At 37.7% G+C, this 13074-nt stretch carries 11 protein-coding genes; 4 read left to right on the top strand and 7 right to left on the bottom strand.

The annotated features are described in order from the left end of the window. Positions 1-136: 136 nt before the first annotated feature. Entirely contained in the window at positions 137-604 is a 468-nt protein-coding gene (locus tag NLX65_RS03800) for an ATP-binding cassette domain-containing protein (RefSeq protein ID WP_260537356.1), read from the top strand. Positions 605-806: 202 nt separating this feature from the next. Further along, positions 807-1262: a YcgN family cysteine cluster protein gene (locus tag NLX65_RS03795; protein WP_260537354.1), complete on the top strand. Its 456-nt coding sequence runs from the start codon at positions 807-809 to the stop codon at positions 1260-1262. Positions 1263-1663: 401 nt separating this feature from the next. On the opposite strand, the gene NLX65_RS03790 is transcribed toward NLX65_RS03795, so the two are convergent. From NLX65_RS03790 to NLX65_RS03765, 6 genes are all read right to left on the bottom strand, one after another. Further along, the gene (locus tag NLX65_RS03790) at positions 1664-3634 is read right to left on the bottom strand and encodes a hypothetical protein (RefSeq protein WP_260537352.1); all 1971 of its coding nucleotides are present in this window, start codon (positions 3632-3634) and stop codon (positions 1664-1666) included. Between the two features lie 120 nt (positions 3635-3754). Beyond that, the gene (locus tag NLX65_RS03785; protein ID WP_260537350.1) at positions 3755-8242 is read right to left on the bottom strand and encodes a contractile injection system tape measure protein; all 4488 of its coding nucleotides are present in this window, start codon (positions 8240-8242) and stop codon (positions 3755-3757) included. Positions 8243-8358: 116 nt separating this feature from the next. Next, positions 8359-8913: a DNA-3-methyladenine glycosylase gene (locus tag NLX65_RS03780; protein ID WP_260537348.1), complete on the bottom strand. Its 555-nt coding sequence runs from the start codon at positions 8911-8913 to the stop codon at positions 8359-8361. 63 nt (positions 8914-8976) lie between these two features. Beyond that, positions 8977-9549 carry a hypothetical protein gene (locus NLX65_RS03775; RefSeq protein ID WP_260537346.1) on the bottom strand — a complete coding sequence of 191 codons (573 nt, stop codon included), beginning with the start codon at positions 9547-9549 and terminating at the stop codon, positions 8977-8979. A 72-nt stretch (positions 9550-9621) separates the two neighbouring features. Next, positions 9622-10398: an ABC transporter ATP-binding protein gene (locus tag NLX65_RS03770; RefSeq protein WP_260537344.1), complete on the bottom strand. Its 777-nt coding sequence runs from the start codon at positions 10396-10398 to the stop codon at positions 9622-9624. 15 nt (positions 10399-10413) lie between these two features. Continuing rightward, positions 10414-11157, bottom strand: coding sequence for an MlaE family ABC transporter permease (locus NLX65_RS03765; RefSeq protein WP_260537342.1), 744 nt, complete (start codon positions 11155-11157; stop codon positions 10414-10416). Between the two features lie 175 nt (positions 11158-11332). On the opposite strand from NLX65_RS03765, the gene NLX65_RS03760 reads away from it, so the two are divergent. Beyond that, a complete protein-coding gene (locus tag NLX65_RS03760) occupies positions 11333-11542 on the top strand; it encodes a transposase (RefSeq protein ID WP_260537340.1) in 210 nt (69 codons plus the stop codon). A 60-nt stretch (positions 11543-11602) separates the two neighbouring features. Continuing rightward, entirely contained in the window at positions 11603-11884 is a 282-nt protein-coding gene (locus tag NLX65_RS03755; protein ID WP_260537338.1) for a transposase, read from the top strand. A gap of 263 nt (positions 11885-12147) precedes the next feature. Here the strand turns inward: NLX65_RS03755 and NLX65_RS03750 are convergent, their stop codons facing one another. Next, complete coding sequence (locus tag NLX65_RS03750) at positions 12148-12897, bottom strand: tyrosine-protein phosphatase (RefSeq protein WP_260537335.1); 750 nt, start codon at positions 12895-12897, stop codon at positions 12148-12150. Positions 12898-13074 lie beyond the last annotated feature (177 nt).

Here is a 13074-nt window from a genome sequence, read left to right as displayed (position 1 = left end):
AAAATTAGTCTTTGAAAAAAATAATCAAATCGCTTATCTTAACAACCTAACTGACACATTTAACTTAACGGACAACTTTAATACTTAAATTTTTACTGCCTGTCAGATTAAATCTTGACTACTACATTTAATGGGTGTGGTGACGCAGGAATCTATTGTATTTAACGATACAATCTATAATAACATTCTCTTGAATAGACCAGGGTTCAATAAGAAATCAGTCCTACAAGCTGCCCAGATAGCTTGTGCGCATGATTTTATTATGGCATTACCTGAAGCCTACCATACCATTATTGGAGACAATGGAAGCAAGCTTTCTGGAGGGCAAAGGCAACGCATTTGTATGGCTAGAGCGCTATTAGGGAATCCACCTATCTTAGTATTAGATGAAGCCACTTCCGCTTTAGACATGGTTGCTGAAGGTAACCTACAGAGAGGTGCGTTGCTTAAAGGTAAGACCTCTGTTGTAGTAGCCCATAGGCTAACTACCATTTGTGATGCGGATAGAATTATTGTATTGGAACAAGGAAAAATAGTAGAAGAGGGTACCCATGCCAGTCTCCTGGCGAAAGAAGGAGTCTATAAGCAATTGTTGTTAGGGTAACAAGTGTAGATCGGAGCACCTCAAATAGATGAAAAATTTTGTATATCACAATAAATTTTTGTACTGTTGCAAAGATTGCAATATATATCAGTCATGAAGCAGTAGGTATGTAGCTTTCTATGTCTATCCTATTGTATCTGTTCACGTACGAAAAATACAACAAACTAAGCTACAATGATTTATAATTTTCCATTAAAATCCCATGGATACAACCGATAAAAAACAACCTTTTTGGATGGATACACCGCTGGACAAAATGACACCTTCACAATGGGAGTCTTTATGTGATGGTTGTGGTAAGTGTTGCTTGCTTAAAATACAAGAAGCAGCAACCCAGCAATTGCATACCACAAAGATTTGTTGCCGGCTACTCAATACGCGCACCTGCCAATGCTCCAACTATAAAGAACGGTTTCGCTATGTAGATGATTGCATTAAATTAAATCCTACCAATGTGCAAACGATCACCTGGTTACCTAAAAGTTGTGCCTACCGATTGGTTAAAGAAAAAAGAGCATTACCTGACTGGCATCCATTGATCACCAAAGATCCACAATCTACGGTCAAAAGTGGCCATTCTGTTAAAGGATTTGTTGTACACCCAGCATTGGTCAATAAACCAATTATAACCTATTTACTAGAAGAAACCACTCCCTAACCTTCTATACAGCCAATACCCGTTTTCCACGCGTCATAAATCTTCGTATGTGTTCAGCGCGATGGTTTTTTGCGTCAAAAAAACTGCCCCTGTAAAAAGTCGCGGTCTAGAAAGTGGCATCTTATAGATGATGTGGAAAAACAGTTTCCTTTAAAGCCCCTCACAGGGGGCGCTTTCTGTTTTTCCATCTGTATGATGACACTTTTAGTGACTTTTTGCCGAGGGCTTGATTTTATTTTACTTTTTTATCAAGAAAAAAGTAAAATAAAAATGCCTTATTAATCAGTAACGTGAATAGATACTTTTTATCAAGAAAAAAGTGGGATACAATTCATTATGAACCAGTATCGTGAACAGATACAATATTATTGCCTAAAAACCACACCTCTGAAAGGATACTTTCATTTCTTTGGTACGACAGTCATATTTATAGGTACCCGCTCACTCCATATAAGCTCATTTTTATATTGCATCCAATAGCTAATATATACGTTGTCACACTTAACAGATACCTTCTCCTTAGGCTTACGAGACTTAACCGCTTGGTATAGAAGATGTAAATAATTCTCTAGCGTCTCTTGCTTAACATCATCTTTAAAGATTAATACGTACTTCTCCTCCTTCTTGATTTCATATAGGTTCTTCTCACTATGTTTAGTTATATACTTGTTTATATCCTCCTTTATATTTGTATCGTCTATAAATACTATAAAACCTCGATGCCTATACGCATGTAGATCAAACCCACTAGGTGCTAGATGAACAATAGGAAGTTTATAAGAAACATCATCTGGCTTAAAAAGCCCAGTTTTGGTGATGGTAACATGCGCTTCTGTATTGTCTAAAGTTATCTTTGGATTATTTGGCTTTGCTGTTTCTTTTAATTCCAGTTTTGGTAGCTTCGTTTGGTTTACTTCATGTACTTCTATACTTAATGGTTCTCTTTGTCTGTAAAACTTAAGCTTATGATCTAAAAATACACAAGTCATATATTCATAATCTTTTCCATGACTAAAAAAATCGATGCAAGATGGATCGAGTGGTTTCCGTACGTCTGTTACAAGACAGATCGTGCGATCATCTGTCATACTAGTGTTGCTATTGGATGTAGATGATGCTTCAAATAAAGATTCCAGCTGAGCAGTTCTCCAAATCGTACCTTTTTGTAAAAAGAATAAAGCTACTACTGCGTCTGGAGGTAATGCGGTTACTTGATCATTAACGGCATACTCAATGGTACAATCAGATAATTTTACATCTCGAACCTGACCTGATGCTTGTTCACGATAAAGCTTTAAATCCAATACTTTTAAACTATGACTATTACCCGTAAAAGTAATAGAAGGCGGGACACTTTCTTGAACCAATGGGCTTTCTGTAACATTAGATAGGATATGTCCCATTTGACTCAAATAATAGTGCGGACCTTGAATCAAATAACAAAGTATCTTAAACTTACCCCCTTGAATAGGGGATTGGCTGTTGCACAATGTACCTATTATCGGAGGATCCATTCTCCTTAATCTACCTGGAATAACAATCATCTCATCATTAAATGATGTAACTTGAGTAGGCCATTCATCTCCAGAAGTTATGATTTGCTGCACCAAATGATAAGGGTTGACCCCTTCTTTAACTAATAGGAAACCTACTTTTTCATCTTTTGGGTAAAAATTAGTCAGCCCACCTTTTAAGAACCAACCTGTACCATTGGTTCCCTGGTTTTCAATAGCAGCCATAGCTTCCAGGCCGATACCTCGATAATTTGGTAACAATGGCTGTGTTTCTCTGCGATCCATTTGGAAGGGAGTAGTAGAAACTACATAATCTTGGTCAGATCCACCACTTGGTAGATATACCATATGCATCGTATACTTTTTTGAGGTTAATTTTTTGTAGATCTCCTCTTCTGCTTGAACTGTCCATTCTGTTGAACCCATACCAACTTTATTGATTTTATTCCAATAGATAAAACGATTCTCATCCAGCCATATAAACTTTTTAACCTCATTTTTAGCATCTATAGCACTTTTTACTAAAGATAATAGCTCCTGGAAGGTGCCACGTTCATCGCATGTAGCACTGCCTACAGACCCTATGAAGGCTACCTGGCCTTTTGATGCAGGTGCTACATTAAAGATATGCCCCTTAAACCGAAAGAACCAATCTGTCTTAGTTCCCCCCATACAACTGAGACTGCCTAGTGGCCTACAAGAAGAGAGCGCAACCACTGGCTTATTAGGAAGCGCAGAATCTTGACTATCTGAAATAGATGGAATAGGAGCCTGCGTACACCGGGAACATCCCCCTCCGCATAGGATATAAATAAATGATAATGAAAATGATAAATAGCGTAAATGTATATGTAACATATGAATCATGTATGAAATAAATTAACCTTTGCCTAATAAGTAGTACATAGGATAGATGATATTATAAATAATACACATTATGAATAATATATCATTATACAATTACTATATGGCTTGGTACTACCCAGGTATCCAAAATAAAATAATTTCTTCTTGCATCCAAGGTAATTTAAGCTTATTCATAAACCAAGGAGGCAGTAAATCACCTGTATCGTGGTCCTGATGCATCATCGTTAAATGCCAAAATTTTTTTTCTGTAGTGTCATCAGCCTGGTGGCTGGTTAAAATACCTAATCTATTCAAGAAATAATCTTTTAATATCCTTTCAAGGGTAGCATTTTGAAATGCATCAGTTTCTTGCAGTTTTGTTACACTTTCCCAGCGCTTTAGGACTTTTTCCATAAGCAGGTGGCTGTTGGCTGCTAGGATTGCCATCGTGTTACTAGATATGGATGTTTCTGTTTCTCTTTTTGATGTAGTCTCCTCTTCGGACGCTTGGGGCTGTTGGTCTGACGTAGTGTTCTTTTCTTCGACTGGATCATCTATATCCTCCGTTTGATCTATAGGCTTATAGGGTAGCAATACTTCATCATAGGATAATCCACAAAGTAGTTTAGGAAGGGTAAGCTGCCATTCGGGACTCTTTAACTTACCTGTAACCAGATATTGTAAGAGATAAACTGCATTATGGGCTGCTTGGTCACAGAAAAATTGGTTGCCAACCATAAGATTGTTTAACTTGAAAAAATCATACAAAAAGGGCCATAGAAATACCAAGCCTGTATTTTTTGTATATACCTGAACCGATGCTTCTGGTAGACTAACTTTGGGGGGTGATGTTTTTAGGGGCGCTTCTTCTAATGGCTGATGGACTAAAGCTGACTGGGATGGGTGCATGCGCTTAACCAGTGGTTTAAGTAAGGTGATCAGCTGATCTGCTTCCTGGTGCGTAGCTTTTGTAGCAACAATTGAGGTAATGATTTTATAAATGGCTGCTTTGGCATAGCACGTGGTCAGCAAGGTAGTGTGTACAAACTCTTGGGCTGAAAATGACTTTTTTGTAATCAAATAATGCATAATAGAAATTTGGAGTTCATTTTTCCATGTGGATGGATGATGGAAGGGTATGGTTGTATCTGGCAATGGATGGCTTAAAAGAGCTAGGTAGTGCATGACAAATGGAGCGTTTTCTTTTGCCAAACAGGCTATAATTTTTGTAGTTACTTCCTGGTTAAAGTAGTGGACTATACGTCTGGCTGTTAATGGATGATTGTTCTGATCTGCTAAAAGTTTTGGTAATTCAAGTGGTTGGTCTGCCATAAATTGAACCAATTCATCGCCTAATTGATCTATTGCTAGATCATACTGCTGGGCAAAAAGAGATAAGCTGCCATTAAGCAGTAGATAAAGTTTGGTTAAAATAGGTGCGTGGTAGCCACGCTGCCTAGCTTGTTGTTGGAACACTTGACTATATTTTGCTTGTAGTCTGTTCAATGAAGCAGTTAACGCTTCTGGTATCTCCTTGGTATCGAGCAGTTGAAAAGTTGCTAGTAGGGTAGTTGGTGTGACTTCCAGTACGTTACTCAATTCAGTAGTAAGGTGCGTAAGCCAATCATCTGGTGCAATAGATCTTTGAGGTAGTGTTTTTAACACACCATCCCAAAATAAATTTTTAGTCATATTTTGCTCGCCTAGTGCACCTTGTGTGGCACACCACCATTGATAGCTCCCTTGTATAAAGGTTGCTAGCGTTTTACCTATTGCACTATGTCTTTGAACCAATTGCATCAGTTGCGTATGGGTAAAATTTGCGATAAGGCGTTGCCGCACATGTGCTTTATCTTGGGCTAAAGAAAAAGTAGGAAGATGCGTGAACACATCACTTAACAAGGTTGTTGTATCTCTATAATTTCCAAGCATACCCGTATGCAAAAAGAGGTACCATCTTTCTGCAACCCTTTTTTTTTTGCTTCGTATCACATCGGCAATCTGCTTGTAGAGGGTGATGCGCATTGTTTCCTGTAATGGTAGGTTGGGTACGTGTTGTGCAACCAATTGGTCGATGATGGAGGGAGATAGCTCAACAGATTCGCCTACCATATCTTTAATAGCTGGTAGTATCCTACTATAGTAAAGCGGTAAAAGGGTTTCGTCCAATCTTTCATGTGTAGGTAGAAACATAAGATCCACTTCATCTATTTTAGTTAGTTTTAATGGCGTTAACTTCGCTTTGAGGAAGGAAAAAATTTCTACCAGCTGATAATCGGTTTCCTGTCTGGCTGCATCGATTAACGCATCACATAAGCGGGTTGGAGGAGATGCAGTCTGTGCGCTAAGATGGAATATGATGCGCTCGATATATTGTTTTTCTGGTGGGGTGTCTCTAATCGCGGCAGTAATAAAAATTGCTTTAATGGAACGGATATGGCCCTGCTGCTGGGTGGGCTGAAACACTTGCATCATGACCCTTTCTAGGCTATCCAGCATCTGATGGGAACAAGGGACAAAAGCCTGCAATAGTTTGGATAAAGTGATCTCTGTAGCATGTTGCATGAGCTTGTTTAAAATGGTTGCTTCTTGGCACCAAGGTGCTAATTGATCTCTTATCTGTTTGGGTGTGGCACGTCCCAAACACTTAGCTATGAAGTAGGCTGGCACCAACTGATCATTTGGCAATACATTATAAACAAGAAATTCCATTACATCTGACAGTGGATGGTTATGGGTACTATCTAAATGAGTGGTGTGCTGCTTGGTTTGCGATGCGTCAACCGGTTTTGATGTACTATAGGTTTGCACTATATAGGCCTCTTGGTTTACGTTAGGTGACACACGTGCCAAACATGCTGCTAGATCTGGATAGGCTTTCTGTTCTGCCATATCAGATAGCCGGTCACATAATGCATCAGCAGAGAAAGGAGTATAAGGCGCTAGATAGCCTATCACACGTCCTATATATTGCCTAGTAGATGGCGCATCCACCGCTGCTGTAATAAAAATATTTTGGAGCTGATCGATGTGTATTGGGCATTCAGTAGTCTCAAGGAATGCAATCAGCAGGGTTTCGAGTTTAGTTAGCCACTCTGTTGAAAGGGGAATGGATGTTGCCAAGTTGTGCTGTATGATAGGCGACTGCATGGGCACCTTGTTATCCGTTGCATCAGGTATGACAGGCTGAAGGCGTGTGGCCGTTTTGGGCACATCTGATGCAAAGGCCGTTGTGGAGACTAATGGGGCCATTATGGCTTTTATAGCTGGGTTATAGGTTTGAGTAGTCAGCAATGTGGCGCATTGTTGCGGGTTGATTACGCCATTGGCCATATATGTCCTAAACAACGCTTGCATCTCTTCAAGATAAAATGTTTGAGAATGTTCAAAGGCACAATAGGCTAAAGTAATGGCTTTAACGGCAGAAGCAGGTGTGGGGGCAGCAGTAGTGGCCGTTGCGATTTGCATACAATCAGAAAATATACCTACAATAGAAGGATCTATAGAGGCTAAGCAGGCAACAAAGAGCCTATCAGGTAAGTTTTGAACCAACTTTTCCCTATTTTTTGCTTCCTGCAGCCAACTTTTTACTAGAGGTCGTATACCCGCTCGGTCCATTGTATGATTCATGCTACCTATAGCGGCTGATAGTTGATAGAGGACCATGCCATTATTGGCTATTTTGTCCAATTCTTTTACTATTTGCTCCTTATTTTTGACATTTTGGTACCCGAATTTTAGTGGTGTTACCACTAGGTCACGTAACTGTAGGACCAATGCTTTGGTAGTAGGATCAAATGAGGATTTTTTTTCATTTTGTGCGTAATAAACATGTAATGATTCTAGTATTTTTTCGTAACTGGTAGAGGTTTGTAGGGCGACTTGCTTGAGGAGCATACGCAAAAAACCCATTCGGTCTACTTTGCCCCTTGGTTGGTTGATGATACCCAATAGAGTCGTTGCAAACAATTGTTTCGTATCTAACAAGTTGGTTACCATATTCTTTTGTTGTAACAACATCCCTATTTCAGTTAGAATAAGCTTAAAGTAAGCGATAGGCTGTTTCAATAAGTAGGAAAGGGTACGCTCTATAGTAGACCGAGCAAAAAATGTCATACAACGTTGGACAGCTTTTTCTTTTTTATGCATATCACACCAAAGCTGTTCTATAAGCAGAGGCGTATGGTTCAGTAATTCTAGATATATTTTTTCAATTTGTTTTTCAGAACGTTCGACCATCCACCACGCCAAATGACCTTCTGATAAATAGTGTGCTATAGCTTGCCGTTTTGCCTCTGGTAGTGGGATGACTGCAGTAGGGTTATGGATGACCTTACGCATCTGTTCTTGTAATTTAAGCATTAACACCTGTTCTACCTGACAAGGGAGTTGTTTATCAAGGGTAGATAGATGTACGCTACCTACATCTATAACCAGCTTGTCTAAATGGATGACTACATCACTAGGCACATATTTAGCAAAGAGTTTGGATAAAATGGGTATAATGCGTTGCTGGATAGTTTGCTGAACGGTATGATAGAGCATGCTATTTTGACTATGTTGATCAATGGTCACTTCAATTCGACTACGTAGAATGATATGATGATTTTTTGTAGGCATAATCAGTTTTATTAGATAAGTAGAGCACTACCTTGATGCAAGGGAGCTTCTATCAGTTTTTCCTGGGTTTTTTACCAAAGATTTAAAAATCTAGATGATTAAGTTGTAATATAGCATTATAGGCCAGCCATATCGGCTAGCTTAGGTAGCATAGCTGTTATAGAAGCTTGGTCCGTAATAACATAACGCCACATTTTATCTAAACCTTTTGAGATCCCTATTCTAGGTGTTGCCTTATAAGCCAATTGACAACCTATATCTTTAATATATAATGTTTTTGATAGCGTTACATCGATCGCATTATGGGCTAAATGAATACCTAAGTATTGGCAAAGTTTGCCTGGACCATTTAAATAAGTATAGGGCGGATGGATCAGCTGTATGCCTCTAATGAGCGTAGCTGCTGGAAAATTTAAAGCTTCAGTAACAATATTTAAGCAATAATATTTGCCATATATAAAATAAACATAACTAAAACCAGCTTGCCCAAACATGATTTTAGTTCTTTGTGTCATACCTCTAGCCGCATGGCAAGCGGGATCATCTACACCAACATAACTCTCTGTTTCAGTAATAATCCCCTGAAAACCATGGAAGCATAATAGTTTGCCAATTAAATGGGTACTAACCGTGTGTGTATCTTGTACAAAAAAGGTTCTGTTTAGAATCATTTAGGGCCACTAGGCTTTAGCATAAGGCCAAAGCAGGTTATTGCTTATAACGGGGTGGTTACCCTATCTGCTGCAGCTGAACCAGCGTAACCGTTGCTTTGTTTTACTATAAACCGGTTTGGCATACAAAATGGCCACCGAAACTAAGTATATACATACGGCAAAGAGATAGGTATAAGCCGTTTCTTTATACACGACTGACCAAACCTTATGCATACGCCATATCCGGATAAAAAATAAGCCCATCAATAGATGATCCACAAGCGCAGAGATGGCTAAACTGATACTATTGCTTAGTGCAAAACCATACCGTAGCTCTAGCTTTATAAAAAGCCTCAAACCAATATATGAAGCGATCAATATGGCGCATAAAGAGGCTACTATAAGTCCACTAATAGGTTTACCAGCCATATAATATTGTTTATTATATAGTAAGCCAAGCGTTGTGGCCGTACATAATACAATACTTAACGTAGCCTTTTTGCTACCATGGTACTTTGCAATACCATTTAAAATAAGTGTTAAAAAAGTAAATAATAGCGCACAATAGACTATTCTATTGGTAAAATTAATACATAATATAGCTGCAAATAGCACACTAACTTTATAAAAATAGTTCTGTAAAATTTTATTCATACCACTTAAATTATTAATATACCCTAAGTTTAATCCTATCACACTTTAAATATATAGTTTTTTTACTGCCTGTCAAATTAAATTTTGACTACTATAACGATCACTAGTTAGTAGCAGGTCCTTCATCTTGCCAACAAATAGAAAGTCTTGTAATGGCTTTAGTGTGGTATGTAAAATATCTTTAGAACTACCTTCCCATGATTTTTTGCCTTGGTGCAGGAACAAAATAAAATCACCCAGAGATAAAATGGTATTCATATCGTGGGTCACAATTACAGTAGTGGTTTCATAGGTATGGGTTACTTGGGCAATTAATTCATCTATTTTGAGTGCGGTTTGGGGGTCTAGCCCTGAGTTTGGTTCATCACAAAAGAGATATTTAGGATGGTTCACAATAGCTCTAGCAATACCAGCGCGCTTTTTCATACCCCCGCTTAATTCATTGGGCATCTTATGCTTGGCATCTGTAAGGCCTACTTGTTCCAGACATGCATGCACACGATCTTTCTTTTCTGATGCGCTCATAGCAGTGAGTACATCTAATGGAAAGCGAATATTTTCCTCTATATTTTTAGAATCAAATAAAGCCCCTCCCTGAAAGAGCATACCAATTTCCCTTCTTATTTCAGTTTGCAGTGGCTTATCACCATATACTAGATCCCGCCCATCAAAAAGAGAAAGGCCCTGATCTGGCATAACCAATCCAAGTAAACATTTTATTAACAGACTTTTTCCAGTTCCACTGGCACCTATTACTAAACTGATTTGCCCAGCTTTAAATGTACCCGTGAGCCCATTTAGGACCACCTTGTTAGTAAAAGATTTAGAAATATTTTCAAAGGTAATCATACAAGTGTGACCAAGTTAGATACGATGACCAAGTAAAACATACACTAGAAATAAGTCTGCGATCAGAATCGCAATACAACTACTGGTAACTGCATTTGTACTGGATTTACCTACATCTAATGCCCCCCCCTTTGTAAAAAATCCTTTATAACAAGCAATAGAAGAGATAATAAAAGCATAGACCAATGATTTATAAAGTGCTACATGGACGTCGTATGCATCAAATGCATTTCTTAACCCATTGATATAAGCTTGAGGAGGAATTGAAGTAAGCCATTTACAAGAGAGAAAACCCCCATAAATAGAAAGGAAAATAGCAATAATCACCAGCAATGGATACATCAAGACGGTAGCAATAATTTTAGGTAAAACCAAATAATTATTGGCATTTACACCCATAATCTCTAAGGCATCTATTTGCTCACTAATCCGCATAGAACCCAGCTCACTGGCTATACTAGAACCGATGTTTCCCGTAAAAACAATACCAATTACTGTTGGGGCTAATTCAGAAACGGTCATATTGCGCACCGCCACACCTATAAAATCTTTTGTGATCAGTGGATTTTTTAATTGAGATGCCAACTGAATACAGGTAGCGCCCCCCATAAAAATGGAAATAATACAAACAATAAACAGAGAATCAACCCCTATTTGAATACATTCTTTTGAAACCCGAGCCAAAAACATGCGATATGGAATAGGATTGCCAAACATCGCACGTAAAAAAAGTAAATATGCGCCAAACGCTTTTATCATAACCTACAATAAAGCCCAAAGAAAAAACTACATTATATCCTCCAAATATACCTAAAAAATAAATCTCAATCAAACCATCATCCTCGACCACTCTAGATAGTATCGTCAATTACAAGTAAGTTATATTTATTAAGGATAAAATTTCTTTATTTCTGTAAATAAATTGACAAACAAGATGCTACGTCACGAATTGAGTGAATCACAATTTCAAAAGATAGCCCATTTACTTCCTTGTAGGTATGGTTCAGTTGGCGTAAATGCAAAAATCAATAGAACTTTTCTAAATGGACTTTTTTGGTTGTTTAAAACAGGTGCTCCTTGGCGTGATCTGTCGGAACGATATGGTTGCTGTAAAAATACCCATCGGCGATTTTCTCGTTGGTGAAAAAAGGGTATTTTTGACGTTATTTTCCGTACATTATCCCATGGTGATAAAAGGGAATTTTTGGCTATGGATAGCAGTCTTATCAAGGCGCATCAGGATGCATCTGGGGCGTCTAAAAAAACAATAGACGAATTTCCAGATGAATGGTTAGGTCGTTCTCGAGGAGGATTAACCAGTAAGATACATTGTTTATCTGATGAATTCGGTAATGCTGTTGAGTTGATGCTTACAGGTGGTCAAGTTCATGATAGTCAGTGTGCTGAAGCTTTATTATCCCTCCTAGATCAAATAGAAAGGAAATGCGTGATTTTGACAAACATTATTATAAAAATCGCAATTTAGTTGAAAGATTCTTTTGTAGATTAAAGCAATTTAGAGGGGTTGGTACACGTTACTGTAAAAGAGGACTATACTTTTTCGAGGCAATTAAATTTGTTACTTCAGTTATATTAATTACCTAATTGACGACACTACCTAGTATAAATATAATAATTTAATTGAATATCAAGTTATTAATTCAATTTCATTGATTTTCAATGCTTAAAAGTAAGAGCATTTGATGTACACTTTTTTGATCTATACTTGGCTATAGGGCTACTAACGCGTTATCTAACTAACGAAATTTTTGTTGACCCTGCTGTTCTAGGAAAGAGTAGCTCCGTAAACTTGTTACATTTTTTATTGTTCCGAACAGGTTTCATGCCAAATCTGCCTGGCATACCTCCATTTATCGAAGCCAACAATTGATAATGTCCAGTGGAGGCTATTGCTGTATAGACTTTATCTATATCCAAGTGTGGAAAAGAGATGCAAATACTAATTGCATCCGTTAGATAACTCATTATACCGGTTCTGTCCTTGCCACTTTTACAAGAAAATAAAACAGAAGTAGTAGGATAAGCTTGACCTAATATTGCTTTACATGCAATATAACTTGCGCAGGTAGTGGCATTGGGATTATCCGATATATAGGTGATCTGTTTCAGGTTGTTCCAAAGCTCAGGTGTTTGCGCAGCCTCTCCTAATTTTTCCAACTGCATAAAAAAGCTTTTGTCTTTTGGATCCTTGATTTTTTCTATTTGTGTCCGCTTATCCTTTTTCAATAGGAAGTTATATAATTGCTTAACAAAGCTTTTGTCTTTTGGATCCTTTTTAAAATCTATAAATGCACCTGTATACTTGTTTGTATACCAAGTTACTGCATCTTCTGCTAATTTATTGTATTGATTATTAAAATTACAAGATGTTCCAATCCCATTGATCGATAAAGTCATAAATCTATCATTACCGACTACTTGCCTTGTATCTTCTACAATCTTTTTTTCGTGCAGTTGCTCAAACCCTTTTATATCCATGTTGTAATTTAAAGATAGTACTTCTACATTTTTATCCTGTTGTTGGACTTGTTGTAGTAGTCAAGATTTAATCTGACAGGCAGTAAAAATTTAAGTATTAAAGTTGTCCGTTAAGTTAAATGTGTCAGTTAGGTTGTTAAGATAAGCGATTTGATTATTTTTTTCAAAGACTAATTT

This window comes from Candidatus Cardinium sp. TP (assembly GCF_025215055.1).
Taxonomy (GTDB): Bacteria; Bacteroidota; Bacteroidia; order Cytophagales; family Amoebophilaceae; genus Cardinium.
Note: the sequence above shows the minus strand (reverse complement) of the source record. Positions and strands in the feature narration are given on the sequence as shown.